This is a genomic window from Desulfomicrobium norvegicum (genome assembly GCF_900114595.1).
In the GTDB taxonomy this organism is placed as follows: Bacteria; Desulfobacterota; Desulfovibrionia; order Desulfovibrionales; family Desulfomicrobiaceae; genus Desulfomicrobium; species Desulfomicrobium macestii.
Genome location: NZ_FOTO01000001.1, coordinates 780,576 through 805,022 on the forward strand (window position 1 = coordinate 780,576; position 24,447 = coordinate 805,022).

Consider the following 24,447-nt stretch of genomic DNA (forward strand, 5'->3'; position numbering starts at 1 on the left):
ACATGACCAGACAGGGATTCTCCTTTCTCGTCTGCGCGGACCCGGAACTATTGAAGGACCGCGTGGACGAACTCCTGGACGGCCAGGGTTTCGCCGTTCGAACCTTTTGGGGTGATGAAGATCTCCCGGATCGCTTCTGGCAGACCCTGACCGTTCCCTCCATGATGGGCCCGCCCAACGCCGTGGTCCTGCGCCGGGCCCAGGACCAGAACGACGAATTCTGGACCCGCATGGGCCCCCTTTTGGCCATGGCCAGACCCTCGGTCTGGCCCATGTTCTGCCTTGAGGGCGAGTGGAAATCCGGCAAGTCCAACGTGCCGAAGACCGTGAGCAAGGGCAGATACTGGGCCGCCGCGCAAAAAAGGGGCTGGATCTGGGAACATCCCGGACTCTCCCGCGCCACCATCGGCCAGGAACTCGATCGTTTCGCCGCACGCCACGGACTGACCTACGCCCATGGCGTCAAGAAAATCCTGGCGGAATCCCTGCCGCTCAGCACCATCGCCCTGCGCAACGAGCTGGAAAAAATCCTGCTCCTGGCAGGCCCGGAAAAATCTATCCAGCCCGAACACCTCGCGGCCCTTGATGCCGAGGAGGCCTTTGATCTGTTCGCCTTTCTGCGTTCCCTGCAAACTCCCGCCGGCCGTCAGAAGGCCTGGGATCGACTCCTGAACGACCCGGCCATGGCCGGCGGAGACATGGTTTTTCCGGTCTCCTCGCTCATGCTGCGCGAAGCCCGCCAGCTCTGGCAGCTCCTGCACGGGGAAGACGGCAAGGTCCAACTCTACCCCAGCCTGAAGACGGAAAAAAAACGCCTGGCCCAGCGTCTGGGACCGGCGCGCATCGGCCGCTTCTGGGATATCGTGCTGCAGGCCGACACGGACATCAAAACCGGAAGGCTTAAGCCCGCCCAGGCCATGGAGAACCTCGTCAAGGAAGCCCAGCGCCTGTGGTGAAAGAGGACGCTGCCCACTATCTGGGACACCGTCTGCGGCTGCGCCAACGCCTGGACAACGATCCCCGGGCCTTGTCCGATTATGAAGTGCTGGAATTGCTGCTGACCTATGCCCTGCCCCGCAAGGACACCAAGCCCATCGCCAAGGAGATGATCTCCCGTTTCGGGTCCCTTGGCGACGCGTTGCTCGCCGACCCCGGCCGCATCGCCGAAATCCCCGGCCTGGGTGAAGGCGCTGCCAGATTCTGGCGCACCCTGCACGAATGCCGCGCGCGCCAGGCATGCGGCGCGATAGCCCGCAGGGAAAAATTCTCGTCGCCGGAACAGGTTAGGGACATGGTCTGCGCCCGCCTTGGACATCTTACCAAGGAAGAATTCTGGGTCATCCTCGTCGACAACCAGAACAGGCTCATCTCCTTTGAACGCGTCTTTCGGGGCACCGTGGATCAAACCGCGGCCTACCCGCGCGAAATCCTCGAACTGGCCTTGCGCCACCATGCCGGCGGACTGATCCTGGTCCACAACCACCCCGGCGGAAACCCCGTCCCCTCATCGCAAGACAAGGCCCTGACCGAAACCATCGCCCGCCTGGCCGATGACCTCGGTTTGCGCCTGCTCGACCACATCGTCGTGACGTCCGAGACCTTTTCCAGCTTCCGCGCCCAGGGCCTGCTCTGATTTTTTATTCCCAAAAGGGAAAAAATCCATTTTTTTTCTTGCCTGGGGCTCCAGGAGCCTTATAATTGACTGAATTTGCTTTTCGCGGCTTGAAACAACGCGAATACAACACCACGAGGAGACCTCAATGAGCGAAGAAAAATCGTTTTCCCCGGAAAAAGACGAACTTCAGGGCGAAAATTCAGATACAGCCAGTGCCGACAGCTCCGTTCAGGAAGCGGAAATCCCTACCACCATGCCTCTTTTGGCGGTCAGGGACATTGTCGTCTTCAATTACATGATCCTGCCCCTGTTCGTCGGACGTGAAAAAAGCGTGCAGGCAGTGGACGCGGCGCTCAACGGCAGCCGCTACATCTTCATCAGCACGCAAAAGGATGAGGGCGTAGACGATCCTTCTCCCGAGGATCTTTACGCCACCGGCACCGTGGCCATGATCATGCGCATGCTCAAGATGCCCGACGGCCGACTCAAAGTCCTGGTCCAGGGCCTGACTCGCGCCAGAATCACCGAATTCGTGCAGCACGATCCCTTCGACATGGTCAAGATCGAGACCATCGACGAACTCGTGGTTGAAAATCCCGGCCCCGAAGAGGAAGCCTTGCTGCGTTCGGTCAAGGAACAGAGCGAAAAAATCCTGACCCTGCGCGGCATCGACGCCGGCGAGATCATGAACGTGCTCAACGCCGTGAACGAGCACGGCCGCCTGGCCGACCTGGTCGCATCCAACCTGCGCATGAAGTCCTCCGAGGCCCAGCGCATCCTGGAAAGCCATGACCCCATCGAACGTCTGAACCTGGTCAACTCCCAGCTGGTCAAGGAAGTGGAAGTGGCCTCCATGCAGGCCAAGATCCAGAGCATGGCCAAGGAAGGGATGGACAAGGCCCAGCGCGAATATTTCCTGCGCGAGCAGCTCAAAGCCATCCGCCGCGAGCTTGGCGACAAGGGCGGCGAAGGCGAGGAGATGGAAGAGCTCAGAAAAACACTGAACTCCCTTGGCCTGCCCAAGAAGGTAAAAAAAGAGGCCGACAAGCAGCTCTCGCGACTTGAGTCCATGCATCCCGACAGCTCGGAAGCGACCATCCTGCGCACCTATATCGACTGGCTCATCGACCTGCCTTGGAAAAAGACGTCCAAGGACCGGCTCGACATCAAGGAAGCGGGCAAGATCCTCCATGAGGACCACTACAACCTTGAAAAGGTCAAGGAGCGCATCCTCGAATACCTGAGCGTGCGCAAGCTCAATCCGTCCATGAAGGGCCCGATCCTGTGTTTCGTAGGCCCTCCCGGAGTCGGCAAGACGTCGCTTGGCAAGTCCATCGCCAGATCCCTCGGGAGAAAATTCGTGCGCATGTCGCTGGGCGGAATGCGTGACGAGGCCGAGATCCGAGGACACCGCCGCACCTACATCGGCGCCATGCCCGGCCGTATCATCCAGTCCATGAAGGATGCCGGAACGATCAATCCGGTCATCATGCTCGACGAAATCGACAAGCTCGGCAACGATTTCAGGGGCGATCCGTCCTCGGCGCTGCTGGAGGTGCTCGATCCGGAACAGAACAACTCCTTCACGGATCATTACCTCAACGTGCCCTACGATCTGTCGAAGGTCATGTTCATCTGCACGGCCAACATGCTCGATACCATCCCGTCGGCCCTTTTGGACCGCATGGAAGTGATCCGCATCCCCGGCTACACGGAACAGGAGAAGACCATCATCGCGCGGCGCTACCTCCTGACCAGACAGATCAAGGAAAACGGTCTCACCAGCGACACCCTGATCATCTCCGACGCGGTTCTGGCCGAAATCATCAGAGGCTACACGCGAGAGGCGGGCCTGCGCAACCTGGAGCGGGAGATCGGCTCCATCTGCCGCAAGTACGCGCGCCGGGTGGCCGAGGGCAAGAAGGGCCCGTTCCGCGTGACCACGTCGGCGCTCGTAAAGCTTCTGGGGCAGCCCAAATTCATGGATGAGGAGCGCGAAAGCTCCATGCCTCCCGGCGTGGCCCTGGGTCTGGCCTGGACGCCTTACGGCGGCGAGATCCTGCACATCGAGTGCAGCCTTTTGCCGGGCAAGGGCAAGCTCATCCTGACCGGAAAGCTCGGCGAGGTGATGAAGGAAAGCGCCCAGGCGGCTCTGAGCTATGCGCGCACCAAAAGCGCAAGTCTGCAGCTTGCCGATGACTTCTTCGACACGCACGACATTCACATCCACGTCCCGGCCGGAGCCACGCCCAAGGACGGACCGTCCGCCGGCGTGACCCTGGTCACGGCGCTCATGTCGGCCATCAGCAATGAACCGGTGGCCTCGGATGTGGCCATGACCGGCGAAATCACCCTGCGCGGACGGGTCATGCCGGTTGGCGGCATCAAGGAAAAAATCCTGGCGGCGGTCAGCCACGGGGTCAAGAAGGTGCTCATCCCGGCCCGAAACGCCCACGACCTGGACGAAATTCCCAAGGAACTCAGAAAACGCATCACGGTCAAAACCGTGGAAACCATCGACGAAATCTGGCCGGAAGTGCGCTCCCTGAAAAGCGAATGATCCACCCCCTCGCTTAAAAATGAAAACCCCCGTGACACCAACATGTCGCGGGGGTTTTCATTTGCCGTGCCCGGAAGCGCGGCTCATGCCCGGCGGAGGTTCGGGCCTTGTTCCAGAGATGCGCTGGCGGGCAGATCGATGACAAATCTGGTCCCGGTGCCGGGCGTCGACTCCACCCACATTTTTCCGCCGTGCCCGCGAGTCACAATGAAGTAGGACACGGACAGCCCCAGGCCCGTGCCGATGCCAGTAGGCTTGGTGGTAAAGAAGGGTTCGAAGATCCGGCGCATGACCTCGGCGGGCATGCCCGCCCCGTTGTCCTCGATCTCGCAGCGTACGCCTAAGGCCGCGTTCGACAACCGGACCACGATTTTCGGATCTTCGGACCGCAGATCACCCATGATCATGGCCTGGGCCGCATTGCGCAGCAGATTCAAAAAGACCTGCTCAAGTTCCGTCTCCGTGCACTCGACCGGCACAAGATCCGCGGCATAATCCTTGACGATGCGGATTTGTTTGAAATCGAAGCTCTTCTTCAGGTCATAGTCGTTTTGCGCCAGGGTCAGGGCCCGGTCCACTATGACCGGCAGCGAGCAAACCGCGCGTCTGGATTCGCTGCGTCGACTGAAATCGAGCATGTGCCGGATGATGTCCGCCGCGCGCAAGGCAGCGTCCTGCATGTCCTGCACAAATGTCAGGATTTTGCGCTCCTGCATGTATTTTTCAAGTTGCGCCATATCCAGGCCGATGCTCTTGGCCACTTCGATATTCCTGTGAAAATCGGGACGGGTGCGCTGCACCAGATTCTGCGCGCTCTGCACGATGATTCCCAGCGGATTGTTGATCTCATGAGCGACTCCGGCCGCGATGCCACCCACCGAGACCATCTTCTCGCTCTGGATCATCATCTCCTGCATGCGCTTGAACTCGGTCACATCCCGTATCACGGCCAGAAGATAGCGTTCCATGCCGAGACTTATGAACTGGCCCGAAACGCTGCACGGCACATGAGCGCCGTCCTTGCGCCGGAATTCGATTTCCATATTGCTGATCTGGCCGGTTCTCTTCAGCCGTTCGATCACCCGCCCGCGACTTTCAGGATCGACGAACAGACCGATCTCAAGGGCGCTCCTGCCCACAAGCTCATCCTGGCGGTATCCTGTGAGCCGTGCGTACGCGTCATTGACTTCAACCAGCAGGCCGCTGTCCGGGTCCGACAGCGAAATGGCGTCAGGGGAGAGCTTGAAAAGACGCGAAAATTTTTCCTCGGATTGACGCAGCCGCTCCTCCGTGCGTTTGCGCTCGGTGATGTCGCGAAAAATCCCCTCGACTCCAAGAACGGCGCCCTGCTCGTCGTGGTAAAGCCCGCTCGATGTGGCCACGAGCACCGGCTCGCCGTCCTTGCGCTTCAAGACCACCTCGAAGTCGGCCACGAAACCCTGGGCTTGAATACGCTGCAAAAAATTCCGACGTTCCTCGGGTTCGAACCAGAATTCCTCGTTCAATCGTCCGAGCATCTCCTCGGTGCTTTCGTAACCCAGCAGGCGGGCCCCCGACGGACTGACCATGGCGAGCCGGCCCACGGCGTCGGTGCGATAGAAGACGTCATGGATATTGTCGATGACCGAGCGATAGAGCTTCTCGCTCTTGCGCAAGGCCTCTTCGGCCTTCCTGCGCTCGGTATAGTCGAAAAGCAGGGAGAGCATGACCTCCCGCCCCTGAAGGATGATAATCTCGGCGGACCAGAGAGCGGAACGCACGCTGCCAGTAATGGTCAGAAACTCGATGGGAAATTCTTTGAAGGATCCCTCCTTGCGCAAAATTGCAATGGCCCTGTCCCTGAGGTCCGGGTCTGCCCATATCCCGACTTCCTTGGAGGTTCGACCGATCTGGTCCTCCTTGGCACGGCCGAGCATCTCCACCCACCGGGCATTGACATCGATGAAACGGCCGGTGGCGATATCGGAGATGACCAGAGGAGCGGGACTGGAATGAAAGGCCTTGGCAAAGCGCTCCTCGCTCTGACGCAGCAGCTCCTCGGCCTCCTTACGTTCGGTGACATCCCGTCCAACGCCGACGATGGCCTCGATCTCCCCGGTCTCTGCCAGGATGGCCGAATCATTCCATGCGAACCAGCGCCAGCCGTCGACCGTCATGGCGCGCTGTTCCATGTAGGCAGTGTGAGGCGGATACTGGAGCGCCTTCATGGCCTCTTCGGTGGCAGCCAAATCATCCGCATGAATGAGTGGCATGAAGGTTGAATTCAGCAGCTCGGCCTCGGATTTACCAAAGGTTCGGCAATACGCGGGGCTCACGTAAAGAAAGCGCCCCTCCAAATCGACCTTGACCAGCAGGTCAGTCTGATGCTCCACAAGAAGTCTGTATTTTTCCTTTCTCTCACCCGCCTCACGCACAGATTCCGCCAACTCTGCCGTTTTAGCCTGGACCCGTCTGCGCAGAAGGAAATTCCACAGAAAAACGCCCACAAGTATTGAGCTCAGAATTCCGAACACCAGGACGATCATGCTCCAAGGCAAAGCTGCCTGAACGGGATGACCGGACCATTCGTCCATGATCGCATCAATTTCGGACTCCGTGATTTGATCGAAACCGCCCTGTATCACGCCCAGAAGCTCGGTATTGTTCTTGCGCACCGCCCCGTGGACGGTCTGTGTCGAAACCAGTTCCAAGGCCTGACGAAACTCGGCGCTGCCCGCATGTTGGGCCAGATAATGCCGCGCCACCGGCACGTCCGAGATAAACACCTTGATCTCACCTGAAATTGCCGCCCCGACAAGCTCGCGCGTCCCGGAAAACGTGGCGAACCGCAACTCCGGATAACGGGACAGGGCCACGTCCCGGGCAGCGTCCCCGCCGACGATCCCTACCGAAAATCCGGCAAGATCCTTGACGTTCTTGATCCCCCCAAGCTGGTCATGAAAGAATATGCCGGATGGAATGACAGTGATCTGCGACGTCAGGTCGAACACCTCTTCACGCTCCGGCGTCCGTGCCATCCCTCCAATCGCATCGGCCTTTCCTTCCCTGACCGCGTCCAGGGCGGCGCTCCACTCCATGAGCTTAAATTCGACGGCAATGCCGGTCTTTCTGCTCCACAGTTCCCAGACATCGACCAGAATCCCCTTGGGACTACCCGAGGCATCGAGAAACATGTACGGGGGGTAATCCCTGTCATCCGCCACAACAATTTTATCGGGAGCAGCCAGCGCGCCCGAGACAGGAACAAGCAGGGAGAAGAGGACAAGAAGCGCGTGTGCCCAAAGACAGATCGCGAAGCTTACGTCCTTTTTATTGCAGCGCATTGTGGCAGCTCACTTTCGAAGGAAACGCCGGGAGCGGAAGCATGGCGGGATCCTTTGGGAAAAAATATCACGGCGAGCCGGTTGCAACGGCCCGCCGCATGCGAACTAGGGCATCAGGGAATCACTGATTTCCTTGAACAGATCGGCCATGCAGACCACGCCGATGATCTTGCCTCCCTCCTCGACCACTGCGCGTCCGCGACGGTAGTCGAGAAAAACCTCAAGCACGCGGGCCAGCGGATCGTTGGGCTTCAGCATGGGGATGTCATGTTGCAGGCAGTCCGAGATGCGGACCTGGGAGCAGCTGCGGCAGGCATGGGCAAAGGCGCTGTCCCAGTCCACCTCGTTGCCGTCCAGGACGGACCCCTTGAGCAGGCACGGGCCAATGCCCTGGATCAGGTTCCACATGGAAAGCACGCCAATGAATTTGTCGTTTTTTGAAAAAACCAGCACGAAACTGGTGTCCGCCTGTTTGGCGCGAATTTGGCGCAGGGCGGTGATGGCCTCGGAAAGGCTCGCGTCCTCGCGCACGAACGCAAAATCCTCACGCATGATATCCCAGACCCGCTTGCGTAACATCATGATTATACCCCTGTTTAATGATAAGGAAGAAAGTGCCCGGCCCCGAACTCACTCAATCGAAATCGGCCAGCAGCGCGCCGATGTGCAATTCCTCAGTCAGCGACTGGTTCTGATACAGTGTCCTGATCCGCCACGAAGCCTGTTGCAGATGGGCGTTGGTGATGCCGTTGGCCAGAGCGGTGTAGGCTTCGAGAAAGGCGGCCAGATGATCGCACACCTTGAGCATTCTGCCGTCCTTGGGGCAGAATTCGTCACGGTTGTACGGCCCCTGCAACTGCTCCCAGCTCACGACTTTCGCCCGTCCGTCCTGCATGATGGTGGACTCGAACTCCGAGCCTACCTCGATGCCCAGAAAATACTCCAGCCGATCCACAAGCCCCCCATACACAGAACGGTCGAGAATGGAAAAGAGGCGGCGTTCAAGTTCCCGGCCTTCGTATTCACGGATCAGATCCCCGATGCCCTGAACCGAACTCTTGACCGGCGAGATGATATCGCGGGTCAAGAGTTCCGGGATATCGTGAAACAGCCCGGCATAGAAATTATTTTTTCTGCGCACCGGACAAGCGCCAACGGCGATGCTGAAAAAATAGGCCAGACAGGCCACGATGAACATATGCCCGAGGACGGAAGTCTCGGGGATGCGCGGGGTCTGGGACCAGCGTTTCTGAAAACGCAGCTGCCCGCACATGAAGGCGAATTTCCCGAGCCGGGTGCTCGGCCCCTCGATCAGCTGGCGCACGCCGGTCAGATCCAGATGCGCCTCCAGGCCGCGCCTGAAATTGTCCTCGATATCGTCCATTTCCTCATCCCACTTGTTCATGTCCCGGATAAGGTGGAACTCCCATCTGCTGGCGAAGAGATGCGCTGCGTCGAGAATCCGCGAGGCCAGGCTCTGGTCGCCGCTGACCTGCCGTTCGAAATGGTCCTTCATGCCATCCCAGAAATCCTTGCCCAGAGGCTGGACGCGCGGCTGTAATTCATTGAGCACCCAGGCCGTAAGTTTCTGATAATGGGCCGGATTGGACTTGATCTGATAGAAGATGGGCGGCTTGATGTCGGTTATGACCAGGCGATAAAGGTAATCGTAAATTCCGCCGCGCACGATGTCTTCGCCAAGGGCGGCCCTGTCCCCGGGGGAAAGATTCTGGGAATTGAGTTCGAAAAGCAGCCAGGCGACGATCATCTTGTGGGCCTGCTTGTCGACCTCAACAAGTTCCATGGGACGCATCTTGTCGTTCCAGCGCTTCATGAAACTTCCGGAAAAAACAAGTTGAAGCAAACCCTTGCGTATACTAGGCACTCTAGGCCTCCCCATGATGCCGCGTCAGGCCGGCGGATGAAATTTTTTCTCAAAAAAACAAGAAAAATACTTTACAAGCAGGCACAGGAAAGATAGCTCTTTCTTCCCTTATCCCACACGCATTGTTTCGTTACGTTGTAGCGGTTACGGTGGTAAAGCACAACCATTTGTGCATGTTACCTCCGATCTCAAGGTTGAAAGCACCCGCAACGACTCGGGTTTATCAGGCAGGAGCCACAGAAATGAAGACGTACAGTCCCAAAGCAAGTGAACTGACCCACAAATGGTACCTTGTCGACGCCAAGGACAAGGTCCTGGGCCGACTTGCAACGGAAATAGCAACCCGCCTCCGGGGAAAACACAAGGCCGAGTTCGCCCCGCACATGGATAACGGTGATTTCATCATCGTCATCAACGCGGACAAAATCAAAGTAACCGGCCAGAAGGCTTCCCAGAAGACCTACTACCGTTATACCGGTTATGTAGGCGGCCTTCGGGAAACCACTCTGGAAGAGATGATGGTCAAAAGCCCGGAAACGGTCATCACCAAGGCGGTCAAAGGCATGCTGCCCAAAAGCGCATTGGGCTTTCAGCTGATCAAAAAACTGAAAGTATACACCGGCACGGAACATCCTCACCAGGCACAGCAGCCTGAAGTGCTGGACATCTAATCAGGGATGGAGAAGATTATGAGTCAAGATTTCTTCTACGGTACCGGCAAAAGAAAGACATCCGTTTCCCGGACCAGACTGTATAAAGGCACAGGGACCATCACTGTCAACGGTCGCGAACTGGGTGACTACTTTCCCCGGGCCACGTTGCAGATGATCATTCGTCAGCCCCTCAAGCTGACCAAAACCCTCGAAAAATTCAACATCGCCTGCCGTGTCACCGGCGGCGGTCTTTCCGGACAGGCTCAGGCCGTGCGTCATGGCATCAGCCGCGCCCTGCTTGAATTCGATCCGGAAATGCGCGGCGTGCTCAAGCGTGCCGGTTTCCTGACCCGCGATTCCCGCGTCAAGGAAAGAAAGAAGTACGGCCAGCGCGCTGCCCGTGCCCGGTTCCAGTACTCCAAGCGTTAATCGCCCTCTGGTTTTCGAACACACTGGGGCAGAGGTGCACGCGCACCTCTGCCTTCTTTTTTTCAAGGAGCGCCCTGTGAGCAGCAAAAAAATCCAGCCGGTCATGGTTTTCGCGGATGCGGACGGCAATGTTTACGACCACCCCGACCTGCTCATGCTCGTGCGCCGGGGCCGCGAACTGACCCTGCCCCGCCCGGACGAGCTGATTCCCCTGCCCGAAGGCAGCGACCTGTATCTTTTGCCCGGCCGTCACGCCCTGGGCCTGGACCCCGAGACTGGCAAGGCCGAGGCCATGGAAGAGCGGGCCGTGGCCGCCTTTGTCTGCCCGTCCTATACGCTCTCCGCCTCGGCGGCCTACCTGCCTGACGCCGACGCACCCAAGCTGCCGTTGTTCGCATACGGAGCCATCGGTTTCGCCAAGGACAAATTCTGGGTCGCGGCCACCCAGGTCGACAAGGACAGAAGACAGGTCTTCACCCAGGTCGCGCCGGAACGGATCACCAAGGGCGCCCAGGATCTGCTGAAGCGCTATCCCGAAAACCGGCTGATCTCCCATCTTTCGCGCTGCGCCCTGACCTTTTGCTGCCCAGCCGCCAAAAACCTGGCCCTGGGCCGGTTCGAGGCGCCCCTGCCTACGGCCAAGGCCTGCAATGCCCGCTGCTACGGCTGCATCTCGCACCAGCCGCTGGACTCAGGCTTTCCGTCCTCCCAGAACCGCATTGATTTCACCCCCACGGCGAAAGAAATTGTCGAGATCATGCAGCTACACTCCAAGCGGGCCAAGAATCCGGTCATGTCCTTCGGGCAGGGCTGTGAAGGCGAACCCCTGACGGAAGCCGCGCTCCTGACCGAAGCCATCGCCCTCTTCCGTGGTGCGGGCGGCCGGGGCACGGTCAACATCAACACCAACGCGAGCCTGCCGGATACCATGCCAGGCCTTGCCAAAGCCGGCCTCGATTCCATCCGGGTCAGCCTGAACAGCGCGCGGGAGTCCGTCTACAACAGCTACTACCGGCCCCACGGCTACACCTTCGCCGACGTCCGCCGCACCATCGTCACGGCCAAGGAGCACGGACTTTTCGTGTCCCTCAACTACCTTTTCTTCCCCGGCGTAAACGACGTGGAGAGCGAACTCGAAGCCCTGACCGATCTCGTCGCCTCCGCCCGGCCCGACTACATCCAGATGCGCAACCTGAGCCTCGACCCCGAGCTTTACCTGGGTTGTGTCGGAGACCCGACCGAGCCGTCCATGGGCCTTGGCAATTTCATGAAACGACTCAAAAAAGCCTGCCCCTGGATCAATTACGGCTATTTCAACCCCTATATCGAGAACAAGATCCCCCTGCTCTGGACATAGCCGCCGCCTGCGCACAACCGGCCTTCCAAAAAGCCAAAAAGAACCCCGCCTGGAAAACCGGACGGGGTTCAAACATTTCTCGGGAAGAAAACGGCGGCCCTTGTCGCCTTGCCGTCAGCTCATGCGTCGGCGACGGGAAAATCTATGCGGACCTGCTCCTCGCCGTCGACACGCTCGACAATCTCGCCGATTATCCAGGCGTCCTGCTTCAGTGCGCCCAGCCGGTGCACCACATCCTTGGCCACGTCCTTCTTGACGACCATGATATAGCCGATGCCGCTGTTGAAAATCTGCAGCATCTCCTCCCAGGAGAGGTCCCCCTGGGTCCGCAGCCATTCAAACACGGGCGGGATGCTCCAGGAGCCGAAACGGATCTGCGCGGTCACGCCCTTGGGCAGGATGCGCACGATGTTGTCGTAGAAACCGCCGCCGGTGACATGGACCATGCCATGAATTTCCCAGTCCCGCATGACGTTGCGCACGGCTTCGACATAGATGCGGGTTGGCGTGAGCAGAACTTCGGCCACGGTCTGATCCGTGCCGGGAAAAATGTCGGCGGGCTGCAGGCCGGAGCGCTCATAGATCTTGCGTACAAGGGAGTACCCGTTGGAATGCACGCCCGAAGAGGCCAGGCCGATAATGATGTCGCCCACGCCGATGCTCGAACCGTCCACGACCTTGTCATTGTCGACCATGCCGACGCAGAACCCGGACAGGTCGTATTCGCCGTCGGCGTAGAAATCGGGCATCTCGGCGGTTTCGCCGCCGATGAGGGCGCACTGGCCTTCCTTGCAGCCGTCGACGATGCCCTTTATGACCGCTTCGGCCTTGTCGATATCAAGCTTGCCCGTGGCGAAATAGTCGAGGAAAAAAAGAGGCTTGGCTCCTTGGACAATGATGTCGTTGACACTCATGGCCACCAGGTCGATGCCGACTGTGTCGTGTCTGTCGAACATGAAGGCCAGCTTGAGCTTCGTGCCCACGCCGTCGGTGGAAGCCACCAGCACCGGCTCGTTGACCATGGACATGGACGGCTTGAAAAGCCCGCCGAATCCTCCAATATCGTTGACAACGCCCTTGGTGTAGGTCGATGCCACCAGAGACTTGATCCGGGACACGAACGTGTTGCCCGCTTCTATATCGACTCCGGCATCCTTGTAGGCCTTGTCTCGCTGGGACATGTACAACTCCTTGTTTCTTCGCCTTCAACCAGCTACGTTAATGCAAATCATTCTTCATCTGGAGGCCAAGTTGCATAATCTCACGGCTGAACCAAGTAAAGCAAAAAACACGTCGTTGGCAAGGTCGATCCTTGTGCCGGCCTGTCTTTTCATTTTCATGGGGCAGGCTGCCCTGGCTGGCATCACCATTGATTCCGGCGCACAAAAGGACACCGTGATGCAAACCGGCAGGGCAGGTAGCGATGACGGGAGCATCCTCATCCATTCGGACCCCGACAACGGCTCGCTGATTCTGGTCTCGCCGCCGCCTGCTCCCCCGCAGGAAGATTCAGACCTTGAGCCCGTCATCATCGTTCCTGAAATCAACATCAAGGAGTAGGTCATGAAGACACCAGCGCTACTCTGGCGATCATTGGAAGACAGCGCCGTGCAATGTCAACTCTGCGCCCATTTCTGCCGCATCGAAGATGGAACACGCGGTCAGTGCGGGGTACGCGAAAACAGGAGCGGCCAGCTCTTTTCCCTGTCTTATGACAAGGTCGCGGCCCTGAACCTCGATCCGGTGGAGAAAAAACCCCTCTTTCATTTCCTGCCCGGAACCAAGACTCTTTCCATTGGCACCCAAGGCTGCAACCTGGCCTGCGCGTTCTGTCAAAACGCGAGCCTCTCGCAGCCTCCCCGCCAGGGCAAGGCGCTCAGCGGAGAGGCCATCCCGCCCCGGGAGATCATCCGCATGGCGCAGACATCGGGGGCCGCGTCCGTGGCCTACACCTATTCCGAGCCCACCATCTTTTTCGAACTCATGCGCGAAACCGCGATCCTGGCCCGGGAAGCAGGCCTGGCCAACATCATGGTCAGCAACGGTTTCCAAAGCCCGCAATGCCTCGATGCGCTGGGCGACCTGATCCAGGCCGTCAACATCGACATAAAATCCTTCCGCGAGGAATTCTACCGCGACATCTGCGCTGCACGTCTGGAGCCGGTGCTCAAAAATCTGACGCACATGAAAAGACTGGGCTGGCACATCGAAACCACCACCCTTATCATCCCGGACCTGAACGACTCGGACCGGGAACTGACCGAAATCGCTCGCTTCGTGCACGACGAACTGGGCAAGGATACTGCCTGGCACGTCTCGCGCTTCCACCCCTGCCACCAGATGCTTGACCACGCGCCAACGCCGCTGGACACGCTGAAGCGGGCCTACGATATAGGGCGAGCCGCCGGGCTCTCCCATGTCTTTGTCGGCAACGTGCCGGGATCGGATCTGGAGAACACCATCTGCCCCGGGTGCGGACAGATGGTCGTGGAACGGGTCGGCTTCACGATCCTGCGCAACAGGCTGCAGCGGGGCGTATGTCCCGGATGCGGAGAAGTCGTCATCAGGCCGGAAAATCTGGGGAAAGGCGATTAAGAAACATCCGGAGCGGATTCCCTAAAATTCAATCCCGCGACGGGCCTTGCCGCCCTGCGCGTAAACGTGCTTGACCTCGGTGATGTCCGAAACGATGTCGGCCAGCTCCACAATCCAGGACGGAGCGCCGCGCCCGGACAGGACCAGGTGGCACCCCTGGTCCTTGCAACGCGTGATCAGTTCCCGCACCTCATCGTCCATGAGCAGGCCGTGATTCAGGGCATACAGGGCCTCATCGAGGATCAGCATGTCCACACCCCGGTCAAGGAGCTCTCCTGCCCAGCGCAGAAGCTGCGTGGCCTTTTCGCGGTGGGTGTCGAAATCGGTGTCACGGTAAAAGCCCGCTCCCGAGGCCAGAAAACGCTCGCCAAGCAGCTTTTCCAGCATCTCCTGTTCACCGGCCTGATCGCCCCGCTTCATGAACTGCCCAAAAGCCACGCCAAGCCCCTGCCCCAAGGCGCGAATGGCCTGGCCAACGCAGGCCGAGGTCTTGCCCTTGCCGTTGCCGGTATAGATCAGGAGCATGCGTCCCCCTCGGGCTCTTGCGGGGCGTTGAGCCGGGCCAGCGTCGCCCGGACTTGGGCCAGGATCTCTTCCTCGCCCTCGACCTTGCCGCCGAGCATGAGCACCCGGCCGTCGCAGATGGTCGTGTCCACGCAGGAGCTGTTCGCGCTGTAGACGAGGTTGGAGGCAAGATGGTGCCCCGGAACCATGCGCACATGCTCCAGATTGACCAATATGCAGTCCGCGAGCTTGCCGGAGGCGATGCGGCCCGCGTCCAGGCCATACATGCGCGCCCCGTTCAGGGTGGCCGTGTCGAGGGCTTCCTGGGCGGGCATGGCGGTCGGGTCCATGGACGTGACCTTGGCCAGCAGGGAAGCGATCTTCATTTCCTCGATCATGTCCAGATTGTTGTTCGAAGAGCACCCGTCCGTGCCCAGGGCCACGGTGACTCCGTGAGCCCTCATGGCGACATGGTCGAACTGGCCGGAACAGAGCTTCATGTTCGAGACGGGACAGTGCACGACCTGCACCCCGTGCCGGGCCAGGAGTTCCATCTCGGTCCCGTTCATCCACACGGCATGCGCCAGGATCAGGTTCGGAGCCAAAAGACCCAGCTCGTGCAGATACTCCACCGGCCGGTTGCCATGCTTGGCCAGGCAATCCTCGACCTCTTTTTGCGTCTCCGAAAGGTGCAGATGCACCAGAAGCCCGTGGCGGTTCGCGTATTCCCCCAGCCAGCGCAGGGAGTCCGAGGACACGGTGTAGATGGCGTGAGGCCCGAGAATGAACTGGATGCGGTCCGGAAAGGCTGCGCTGACGGCGTGCAGATCCATGACCTGACGCTTCATGGTCTCGGCGCGGACCGGGTCGTCGAAATCGAAAAAGGCGGCGGACAGGGCCGCGCGCATGCCCATCTCGGTCACAGCCCGGGCCGTGCCCTTCCAATGCCAGTACATGTCGGCGAAAAAAGTCGTTCCGGACTTGATCATCTCAAGGCAGGCCAGTTTCGCCCCCCAATAGATGTCGTCTTCGCCAAGTCTGGACTCGAAAGGCCAGATATGGTCGGCAAGCCAGGTGTGCAGATCCATGTCGTCGGCATAGCCGCGCATGAGCGTCATGGCGGCGTGGGTATGGGCGTTGTGAAAGGAAGGCAGGATGGCCTTGCCCGACCCGTCGATGACAACGTCGGCGGACGAATCCACGTCCGTTCCGATGGAGTCGAAGCGATTGCCCTTGATGAGCACATCAACCAACTCTCCATTCAGGCGCACTTTTTTTATCAAGATACTCAAGAGGCCACCTCCGTTGTTTGGAGGTACCTGATAACGGCATCCCCCCGGCATTGTCCATAGAGAGGCCCTGACGCCGCCACCAAGACAATCGACATTTCCCGCGAATGCGTCCTTCTCTTTTGCCGCCGGCTCAATTATACTCTTGTGCACGAAATTCACGGAACACGAGGTATTGACATGAAAAACACTGACTCGGCCCCAAGTTCGGGCGAGACCATGCTCTCCACGCTGCGCGGCAAGATAACGGCGACGATCCTGACCCTGCTGGCCTTGAATGCCGCGGGCCTCGTCTGGATCGCCCTGACCGCAAGCTCCGCCATTCCGCCGCTGTCGTGGGGCGTGGCCGGGATCATCCTGCTCCTGACCGTGGGGATCGGAGCCGTCGCCCTGAAGGTTCTGCACCGCGAGGCGCAGCGGGGCATAGCCGACATAAACGCCGTGTTCCAGAACATCCAGGGCCAGGAAGCCGACCTGTCCTGCACCATGGCGGATCTGGATAACCCGGACCTGAAGCACATCTCGGCCTGCTACAACAGCTTCCTGGCGAGCGTGCGGGAACTGGTGGAAAAAATCCGCAAGATGGGCATCGACATCGCCCTCGACAGCACCCGCATGGCCAAATCCGTGTTCGACACCAGGAACAAGACCGCCGCGCAGGGCTCCATCGCCGAGGAAGTGGCAGTGGCCAGCAACGAGGCCAACGCGGCCATCGCCGAAATCGCGCAGAACACGCAGTATGTGGCCGAAAAGACCACCAGCAACCTGAACACCGCCCACAGGTCGCACACCGAACTGCAGGACGTCACGGACAAGATCCACAAGATCAACGCCATCGTCGAATCCTTCCGCAACACCGTGGACGATCTTGGCGCAAGCTCGGCCAACATCCTGAGCATCGTGACCATCATCAACGGTATCTCGGAACAAACCAATCTCTTGTCCCTGAACGCCACCATCGAGGCCGCCCGGGCCGGTGAGCACGGCAAGGGTTTTGCCGTGGTCGCCGAGGAAGTGCGGGAACTCTCGCGCAGGATCAAGCCCGCCACGGAAGAAATATCGAACAATATCGGGGCAATGATCAAGATCGTCGAACGCACCCAGACCGAGACCGCTCAGATCCTGGATTATGCCAGGGATACCGACCAGGTCGTAACTGCGGCCACCGTCAATTTCGAGAGCATGATCGACGACTTTGAAACGGCCAACGACCAGCTGATCAAAATCGCGGCCGCCATCGAGGAGTTGTCGACCAACAACAACGACGTCACCGAAAAGGTCAACAACATCAATGCGCTCAGCCAGGAGATCGCCAAGGACATGAACTCCTCGGCCACCTCGGTGGACGCCCTGAACTCCGTGACCGAGCGGATGCTCGAACTCGTGGCGCGATTCAAGACAGGGGAAGGCAAATTCGACACGGTCATCGACACAGCCAAGGAGATCCGCGACGACTATCAGGCCCGGATTCAGGGCATGAAGGACCGGGGGATCAACGTGTTCGACATGCAGTACAAGGCTGTGCCGAACACGTCACCGCAGAAATACGTCACCGCCTTCAGCGATGTTTTCGTCAAGGAGATGCAGAGCGTCGTCGATGACGCGCAGAAAAGAATTCCGGGGACCATCTATTGTCTGGCCATCGACCAAAAAGGCTACCTGCCCATCCATCACGGGGCCGTCTCCAAGGCCATGACCGGAGACCCGGTCAAGGATCTGCTCCAAAGCCGGCACCAGCGCATCTACCAAAGCAACCGCACAGAACAGCGCAGGTGCTCGCACACCGACCCGCTCCTGCTGCAAACCTACATGCGCGATACAGGCGAAATTCTGAACGACCTGTCCATGCCCATATTTGTCGATGGCAAGCACTGGGGAGCCTTCATCATGGGCTTTGACCCGCGAGCCATGTTCAGCGAGCCTTGAAAGACCCGCGCATCATCTTGAAAAGGCCGGACCGCTCCGGCCTTTTCGCATTCATATGCCGTGGTCATCCGGCCAGACGTCCCTGCATCCGATCCGCGCACAAATCCAGAAAACAGGCATGCACGCGACCGTCCCCGGTCAATTCCGGGTGAAAGGACGTGGCCATCAGATGCCCCTGGCGCAAGGCCACCGGGGCATCTCCAAGGCGGGCCAGGACCTTCACTCCCGGACCGGTTTCGAGCACCCGCGGAGCCCGGATGAACACGCCGGGGTAGGGACGGGAATCCGGCAGCCCGTCAACGCGCAAACCTGACACGAAACTCTCCTGCTGGCGGCCGTAGGCATTACGCGCGACACCCATGTCCATGAGCCCCAGAAAAGGCTCCTCGCCCTCGACCCTGGCGGCCAGCAGAATGAGCCCCGCGCAGACGCCCCAGACCGGACGGCTTGCCCCAAAATCGCGCAAGACGACGTCAAGCCCGGACAGTCCTGCAAGGCGCCGCATGCTCGTGCTCTCTCCGCCGGGCAGAATGAGCCCGTCCAGACCCTCCAGATGGGCGCAAGAGCGGACCAGTTCGGCCCGCGTCCCCAGCGTTTCGAGCATTTCGACATGCTCGGCGAAAGCGCCCTGCAGGGCAAGGATGCCGACGCGCATCACCAGCCCCGGCCCGCAAACTGCTGCGCGGCATCCAGGGAGCGCACCGCGATGCCGGACATGGCCTCGCCCAGATTTTCGCTGACCCGGGCCAGAATGGACGGATCATCGAAATGAGTCACCGCCTGCACGATGGCCCGCGCTCTTTTGGCCGGATCGCCGCTCTTGAAGATCCCCGACCCAACGAAAACTCCGTCCATGCCAAGCTGCATCATCAGCGCGGCATCGGCCGGCGTGGCCACTCCTCCGGCAGCGAAATTGACCACGGGCAGCCGCCCCAGTTCACGCACCTGACGCAGAAGTTCCAGGGACGCACCGATATTCTTGGCATACGTGGCCAGCTCTTCGAGGGGCATGCCCTGCACCTGCCTGATCTGGCTTTGCACGGTCCGGGCATGGCGCACGGCCTCGACCACGTCCCCCGTGCCCGCCTCGCCCTTGGTGCGAATCATGGCCGCGCCCTCGGCAATGCGGCGCAGGGCCTCGCCCAGATTGCGGCATCCGCAAACAAAGGGCACCTTGAACGCATTCTTGTCGATATGGAATTCCTCATCCGCCGGAGTCAGGACCTCGCTCTCGTCGATGTAGTCCACGCCCACGGCTTCGAGGATGCGGGCCTCCATGAAATGGCCGATGCGGCACTTGGCCATGACCGGGATGGAGACACTGGCCATGATCTCGCGGATCATGGCCGGATCGGACATGCGGGCCACGCCGCCGCAGGCACGGATGTCGGCGGGAACCCGTTCCAGGGCCATGACCGCGCAGGCCCCGGCCTCTTCGGCAATGCGGGCCTGTTCCGCGTTGATCACGTCCATGATCACCCCGCCCTTGAACATCCGGGCCAGGCCCGTATTGAGCAGTGCCTTGTCGTCGTTGCAGTCACTTGATTTCATACTGTCCTCCTGATTGAGATTGGACAGCCGTTGAAACAGTCAGGCCGCAAAATGACAATAGCTGTTTATTGCGGAGAAAATATGGAGATTTTCTCCATATCAGGACTCAAGGGAGAGCAGATAGGAGCGCAAGCCGTCCCGACGGTCCTTGAGCCCGAGCTTGCGGCGGAGATGATGGCGGTGGGTGTCGATGGTGGAGGCGCCAACCCCCAGACGGGCGGCGATTTCCTTGGTGCCGAGTCCCTCGCGGATCAATTCGGCGACCTGGATTTCGGCTGGGGTCAACCCCTGGCAGACCGTGGACAATCGATGGCAAAAGGGCTCAGTCAATTCCTTGAGGCTCCGGCGAAGCTGATCGGCCAGCAAGCGGGCCTCTTCTCCTGCGCAAAGCCCCTGCAGGCGATCCAGGGTCGGAGAGATGCTACGGCGGACATTGGCCAGCACGGCCTGTTCAAGATCTTCGCGATCCTCTTCGCGCTGACGCAAAAGGACCTTGAGTGCCGTGTTCATCTCGGCCAGGCGTTCGGTCTGGGCCAAAAGTTCGGCGGTGCGTTCCCTGACCCGCTCCTCCAGCACCTCGCTGTGCCGCGCCCGCAGTGCCTCCTCTTCCTTGCGCCCGCTGATCTCGGCCAGGGTGCCCACGTAGCCCAGCAGATTCCCGTCCGGGCCGTGAACCGGCCGGGTCTGTTCCTCCACCCAGCCCACTCGTCCGTCCGGGCGGGAATACCTGTACTCGGACCGAAAAAGCGGCTCGCCCCGGGTCACGGCTCCGGCCCGCTCGTTCAAAAGCCTCGGCAGATCCCCGGGGTGAACGGTCCTGGCCCAACCGTCCCCCAGGGCTTCCTCCTCGGACAGGCCCATCATCTCGCAGAAGGTCCTGTTCACGAAAACGCACTTGTCCTCAGCGTCGTCAAAAAAAATCCCCAACGGGGAGCCATCGACCAGAACCCGCAAGCGGCCCTGCAGGATCGCAACTTCGGCTTCAGGATCGTGCCGGGATTTTTTTGAATCGGTTGTCATGGAAAAAGCAGATAAGGGCTCATGGCGGTTATGGGAATACCTCATTTTGCCTGTCCGCGCCCGGAACGCTCCGCACCAAAACAAACCGGCCCTTGATCCCGGCCCGTGCACGGCGTACGTACCAGTGAACGCACCCGTACTGGAGTTTCCCATGAAAAAACTGATCCTTGTTTGCACCCTTTTGCTCGGCATCCTGCAGGTCTCCGCGGCCATGGCCGGACCGTGGACCGCCCTTGAACCCGTCCGTCTCCTGGCCTCGGACACCTCGGCGACCCTGCCGGTGGGTGAAAAGCTGGGCAAGATCGACAATCTGCGTTTCAGGATCGACGGCGCCACAGTCATGTTCGAGAGCCTGACCCTCATTCCGGTCGAGGGCGAGCCCATCGAACTTCGCGCCCCCGTGCAGCTCAAGTCCGGAGAATCCTCGGGGCTGATCAACATTCCCGGAATGGCCACGGTCATCGACAAACTAAAGCTTGTGTACCGCATCACCGACGGCAAGCCCGCCACGATGACCCTGCGGGTCAAGCTGGACTGAACGGCAGGACGCAGGGAAAACGCCGCAGAATCGGCGCGCGGCATGCGATCGGCCGAAATTCCGGAGCCGCGAACCGCAGTCCGCACGCAGCTTTGCACAGGTCCAAGCAAAGAATTGCGGTTTGCGGAATCAATCGTTAGGGCCAGCGGAACAAATGCCCGCGACAATGGCGTTGACGGGCTCAATTCTGTTGCGTGGAGGCGCGGTTATGCTCATGGAAGACGAGGACATCCTCTTTTCGGACATCAAACTTGACCCGGACACGTTTTATTTCCTGTATATCGGCGAAATAAAAACGGACTGCCTGAACCAATTCTTCAAGGAGACTCTCTCCAAAATTCACGGCCAGACTTTCGACTTCATTTCCATCCTGCCGGATGTGCTCGAATCCTACCCGCACAAGAACACCATGGTCATAAACCCCATGGCCAGGGAGCTTTTCCGGGCCAAGGGCCGCAAGGTCAGCTTCCGCATCCCGCCACGGACCTTTGCCTCCCTGGTCTCCGCATCGGACACTGTCAATGAGCTGATCCGCCAGCTCCTGGACAAGCAGGGGCATGTCTTCATCCACGTCTTCGAATCCGTACCCGAACTGACCCTGGCGCTCATTCCCGGCGTGCGCATCCTCGGGCCCAGCGGCCACATCGCCAACATCTGGAACAACAAGCTCTACCAGCTGCAACGCCTGAAAGACGTCGCCCCGCTGATCAACTATCGCGTCTGCCAGGATGCGCAGGACATGATGGATACGGCCCGCGAGCTCTGGGAAGAGTGGCCGGACGGCATATTTGTCAGCCAGCCCTATTCGGCGGCCGGAGTGAACAGCTTTGTCGCCCGCTCGCAGGAAGAGATCGAAACCAAGACCGCGCATCTGCGGGGCAAATTCTTCATCAGCCGCTACATCCCGCACGTGGCCGACCCCACGGTTTTGGGGATCGTGGCCAACGCCCAGGACGTGTTCATCGCGGCCACCGCCGACCAGGAAATATACGACGGCAACAAGTTTCGCGGATCGACCTTTCCTTCCGAGCAACCCGAAGCCACGCAGCAGGAGTTGCGCGAGATCACGCGCAGGATAGGGCAGGTCATGGGGCGCGGCGGCTATCGCGGCATCTTCGGGTGCGACTACATCGTCGACGACCAGGGCCGGATCTTTTTTGTGGAGGTCAACGCCCGCAAACAGGGCACGACCATGGAGATGTGCTGCACCCTTGAGAACGCCCTGCCGCCCGAGACTCCGGGCCTGCTGGAACTGGAATACCACGCCGTGATGTTCGACCGCTTCCCGGACAACAAGATGGAGATCAAGGAAGCCCTGAAGGGAATCTGCTGGCGGACCTACAACTTCAAGCTCGAACACGAGGCCGAAACCGAGCACATCGTCCCCGTGGACGAGGACGAGCGGACCCTCTTTCGCCAGATCGTCAGCAACGGCCAGGAACACGGCGTGATCGTGGTCGAACACGTCGGCGGCAAGCAGGCCGTCATGCCCGGCACGTTTCTGGGCAGGGTCGTGGCCGTGGCCCGGGACCGCTGTCTGCTCGATGACGACATTCGCCTGGGCATCGAGCAACTGAACGACTCCATCCGCAAACACTCACAAACACAGGAATCAAGCGAGGATGACAAGTAATGAGCATCAATGCCCTGGACACGTTTACTACGGATCTCTTTGAAAAACTGTTCACCGTGAAAAATGACGCCGCGCCATCGGATGAAGAGCGTCTGACCATTGCCGAACTTTTCAGGCAGGCCGAGGCCGAAACGCTGACCGGCCCCATCGTGGCTCTTTTCGCCGCGCTGGAAAAATTCCACGACGACCGGGGCTGGACTCCGGAGCAGCTGGGCATGACACGAGACGGCCTCGCGGCCCTGGCCGTGAAGCATGAACAGATCGACGAACACCGGGTCACCGTGGGCGGCCGCGTCGGCAAGGCCCTGGCCATCGTCGATGCCGCCCAGGACCGGGTCGCCGACTATCTGGGCCGTCACCCCCGGGAAGCTCCGAGCGGCATCGAAGTCTGGGACCTGATGCTCGAGAACCAGGCGCGCATCAGGAAAGTCCTGGGCATGAGCGAGGACGACTGGAACTCCTATTCCGGCCAGCTCCGTCATGCCATCGAATCCGTCGAGACCCTGTCCAAAGTGATCGATCTGCCCGCCAAGGCGGTGCAGGACGTGCTGCGAGTCACCAAGACCTACCGCATGCGCCTCACCCCCTATTACGCGAGCCTGATCCTCCCTGGCCAGATCAACGACCCGGTCCTTTTGCAGTCCGTGCCTACCGGAGAGATGATCGACAACGCCGGCGTCGAGATCCCTCCCGTGGCAGCGGACCATTCTCCGGCCCGGCTCATCGACCAGTTTTACCCAAGAGTGGTGACCATCAAGGCCACCAACATGTGCGCCATGTACTGCACCCATTGCCTGCGCATCGCCCACATCGGCGCCAAGGACCGCCTCTACGGCAAGGAAGCCTACGGCGAGGCCCTTCAGTACATCCGCGCCAACCCCGAAATCCGTGACGTGCTCGTGACCGGCGGCGACAGCCTGGTCCTGCCCAACAGCATGCTCAAGTGGCTCCTGGGCGAACTCGACGCCATCGATCACGTGCGCATGAAACGGCTCGGCACACGCATCCCCGTGACCACGCCGCAGCGCATCGACGACGAACTTCTGGATATTCTGGAGGCCAGCAGCGACAGGAAGCCCCTGCGCGTGGTCACGCAGATCAACACCGCCCAGGAGATCACGCCGGTCTCGAAGGCCGCGTTCAAGGCCATCTCCAAACGCGTGGCGGCAGTCATGAATCAGGCCGTGCTCTTGAAAGGCATCAACGACACCAGCGTCAAGATGTGGAAGCTGTGCGAGACCATCCAGGAAGCCTATGTCCGCCCCTACTATGTCTTCAACTGCAGCTACCGCAACCCGCAGTTCATGCATTTGCGCGTGCCCGTGGCTGTGGGACAGGGCATCATCGAGAGCATGTACGGCAACATCTCCGGTGACGCCATTCCACGCTACATCGCCACCGCAGGGGGCAAGATCCCATTGCACCGCACCAACGTGCTCGAACACGCGCAAGGCCACGTGAAGATGCAAAAGCCCTGGAGCGGCGAGCAGGTTATATACCCAGATCCCGATCCGCAAGAATACGCCCGCCAGGACTTCGGCTTCGCCAAGTACGAAAAATGATCCCGGC

21 protein-coding genes are annotated in these 24,447 nt (G+C 59.9%); 12 read left to right on the forward strand and 9 right to left on the reverse strand.

Annotated features, from left to right (window positions below; genetic code table 11):
- The first annotated feature begins 2 nt into the window (after nt 1–2).
- The 3 genes from BMZ24_RS03560 to lon all read left to right on the forward strand — a co-directional run bounded on the left by BMZ24_RS03560 (nt 3) and on the right by lon (nt 4,175).
- Nucleotides 3–956, forward strand: a complete 954-nt coding sequence (locus BMZ24_RS03560) for a DNA polymerase III subunit delta (RefSeq protein ID WP_092189308.1) — start codon at nt 3–5, stop codon at nt 954–956.
- A complete protein-coding gene (gene radC, locus BMZ24_RS03565; RefSeq protein WP_092189558.1) occupies nt 953–1,633 on the forward strand; it encodes a RadC family protein in 681 nt (226 codons plus the stop codon). The genes BMZ24_RS03560 and radC overlap by 4 nt, the downstream gene beginning before the upstream one ends.
- 127 nt (nt 1,634–1,760) lie before the next feature.
- On the forward strand, nt 1,761–4,175 hold the full coding sequence (gene lon / locus BMZ24_RS03570) for an endopeptidase La (protein ID WP_092189310.1): 2,415 nt from the start codon (nt 1,761–1,763) through the stop codon (nt 4,173–4,175).
- A gap of 83 nt (nt 4,176–4,258) precedes the next feature.
- Here lon and BMZ24_RS03575 read toward each other — a convergent pair whose 3' ends face one another.
- From BMZ24_RS03575 to BMZ24_RS03585, 3 genes are all read right to left on the reverse strand, one after another.
- The gene (locus BMZ24_RS03575; protein WP_092189312.1) at nt 4,259–7,498 is read right to left on the reverse strand and encodes a PAS domain S-box protein; all 3,240 of its coding nucleotides are present in this window, start codon (nt 7,496–7,498) and stop codon (nt 4,259–4,261) included.
- A gap of 105 nt (nt 7,499–7,603) precedes the next feature.
- Nucleotides 7,604–8,080 (reverse strand): CBS domain-containing protein, encoded by a 477-nt coding sequence (locus BMZ24_RS03580; protein WP_092189314.1) that lies wholly within the window; start codon nt 8,078–8,080, stop codon nt 7,604–7,606.
- 52 nt (nt 8,081–8,132) lie between these two features.
- Nucleotides 8,133–9,383: an HD domain-containing protein gene (locus BMZ24_RS03585; RefSeq protein ID WP_092189316.1), complete on the reverse strand. Its 1,251-nt coding sequence runs from the start codon at nt 9,381–9,383 to the stop codon at nt 8,133–8,135.
- A gap of 242 nt (nt 9,384–9,625) precedes the next feature.
- Between BMZ24_RS03585 and rplM the strand changes: the two genes are divergently transcribed.
- The 3 genes from rplM to BMZ24_RS03600 all read left to right on the forward strand — a co-directional run bounded on the left by rplM (nt 9,626) and on the right by BMZ24_RS03600 (nt 11,822).
- A complete protein-coding gene (rplM, locus tag BMZ24_RS03590) occupies nt 9,626–10,054 on the forward strand; it encodes a 50S ribosomal protein L13 (protein ID WP_092189319.1) in 429 nt (142 codons plus the stop codon).
- A gap of 18 nt (nt 10,055–10,072) precedes the next feature.
- On the forward strand, nt 10,073–10,465 hold the full coding sequence (rpsI, locus tag BMZ24_RS03595; RefSeq protein ID WP_012805263.1) for a 30S ribosomal protein S9: 393 nt from the start codon (nt 10,073–10,075) through the stop codon (nt 10,463–10,465).
- Between the two features lie 76 nt (nt 10,466–10,541).
- Nucleotides 10,542–11,822, forward strand: coding sequence for a radical SAM protein (locus BMZ24_RS03600; RefSeq protein WP_092189321.1), 1,281 nt, complete (start codon nt 10,542–10,544; stop codon nt 11,820–11,822).
- Between the two features lie 119 nt (nt 11,823–11,941).
- Here BMZ24_RS03600 and purM read toward each other — a convergent pair whose 3' ends face one another.
- Nucleotides 11,942–13,003 carry a phosphoribosylformylglycinamidine cyclo-ligase gene (gene purM, locus BMZ24_RS03605; protein ID WP_092189323.1) on the reverse strand — a complete coding sequence of 354 codons (1,062 nt, stop codon included), beginning with the start codon at nt 13,001–13,003 and terminating at the stop codon, nt 11,942–11,944.
- A gap of 40 nt (nt 13,004–13,043) precedes the next feature.
- Here purM and BMZ24_RS03610 point away from each other — a divergent pair, with 40 nt between their 5' ends.
- Both BMZ24_RS03610 and amrS read left to right on the forward strand, forming a co-directional pair.
- Nucleotides 13,044–13,382, forward strand: coding sequence for a hypothetical protein (locus BMZ24_RS03610; protein ID WP_143077824.1), 339 nt, complete (start codon nt 13,044–13,046; stop codon nt 13,380–13,382).
- Nucleotides 13,383–13,385: 3 nt separating this feature from the next.
- Nucleotides 13,386–14,417: an AmmeMemoRadiSam system radical SAM enzyme gene (gene amrS, locus BMZ24_RS03615; RefSeq protein WP_092189327.1), complete on the forward strand. Its 1,032-nt coding sequence runs from the start codon at nt 13,386–13,388 to the stop codon at nt 14,415–14,417.
- A gap of 21 nt (nt 14,418–14,438) precedes the next feature.
- Here amrS and BMZ24_RS03620 read toward each other — a convergent pair whose 3' ends face one another.
- Together BMZ24_RS03620 and BMZ24_RS03625 are read right to left on the reverse strand one after the other, a co-directional pair.
- Entirely contained in the window at nt 14,439–14,942 is a 504-nt protein-coding gene (locus BMZ24_RS03620; RefSeq protein ID WP_092189329.1) for a cob(I)yrinic acid a,c-diamide adenosyltransferase, read from the reverse strand.
- Nucleotides 14,933–16,213 (reverse strand): amidohydrolase, encoded by a 1,281-nt coding sequence (locus BMZ24_RS03625; protein WP_092189331.1) that lies wholly within the window; start codon nt 16,211–16,213, stop codon nt 14,933–14,935. The genes BMZ24_RS03620 and BMZ24_RS03625 overlap by 10 nt, the downstream gene beginning before the upstream one ends.
- Nucleotides 16,214–16,390: 177 nt before the next feature.
- On the opposite strand from BMZ24_RS03625, the gene BMZ24_RS03630 reads away from it, so the two are divergent.
- On the forward strand, nt 16,391–18,136 hold the full coding sequence (locus BMZ24_RS03630) for a methyl-accepting chemotaxis protein (RefSeq protein WP_092189333.1): 1,746 nt from the start codon (nt 16,391–16,393) through the stop codon (nt 18,134–18,136).
- Between the two features lie 64 nt (nt 18,137–18,200).
- On the opposite strand, the gene pdxT is transcribed toward BMZ24_RS03630, so the two are convergent.
- The 3 genes from pdxT to BMZ24_RS19760 form a co-directional block, all read right to left on the reverse strand.
- Complete coding sequence (pdxT, locus tag BMZ24_RS03635; protein WP_092189335.1) at nt 18,201–18,791, reverse strand: pyridoxal 5'-phosphate synthase glutaminase subunit PdxT; 591 nt, start codon at nt 18,789–18,791, stop codon at nt 18,201–18,203.
- Nucleotides 18,791–19,687, reverse strand: a complete 897-nt coding sequence (pdxS, locus tag BMZ24_RS03640) for a pyridoxal 5'-phosphate synthase lyase subunit PdxS (RefSeq protein ID WP_092189337.1) — start codon at nt 19,685–19,687, stop codon at nt 18,791–18,793. The genes pdxT and pdxS overlap by 1 nt, the downstream gene beginning before the upstream one ends.
- 99 nt (nt 19,688–19,786) lie before the next feature.
- The gene (locus BMZ24_RS19760) at nt 19,787–20,707 is read right to left on the reverse strand and encodes a PAS domain S-box protein (protein WP_161949019.1); all 921 of its coding nucleotides are present in this window, start codon (nt 20,705–20,707) and stop codon (nt 19,787–19,789) included.
- Nucleotides 20,708–20,858: 151 nt separating this feature from the next.
- Between BMZ24_RS19760 and BMZ24_RS19765 the strand changes: the two genes are divergently transcribed.
- The 3 genes from BMZ24_RS19765 (at nt 20,859) to BMZ24_RS03655 (ending at nt 24,440) form a co-directional block, all read left to right on the forward strand.
- Nucleotides 20,859–21,245, forward strand: a complete 387-nt coding sequence (locus BMZ24_RS19765) for a hypothetical protein (protein ID WP_161949020.1) — start codon at nt 20,859–20,861, stop codon at nt 21,243–21,245.
- Nucleotides 21,246–21,453: 208 nt separating this feature from the next.
- Complete coding sequence (locus tag BMZ24_RS03650) at nt 21,454–22,878, forward strand: ATP-grasp domain-containing protein (RefSeq protein ID WP_092189341.1); 1,425 nt, start codon at nt 21,454–21,456, stop codon at nt 22,876–22,878.
- Entirely contained in the window at nt 22,878–24,440 is a 1,563-nt protein-coding gene (locus BMZ24_RS03655) for a KamA family radical SAM protein (RefSeq protein WP_092189343.1), read from the forward strand. The genes BMZ24_RS03650 and BMZ24_RS03655 overlap by 1 nt, the downstream gene beginning before the upstream one ends.
- Nucleotides 24,441–24,447: the final 7 nt, after the last annotated feature.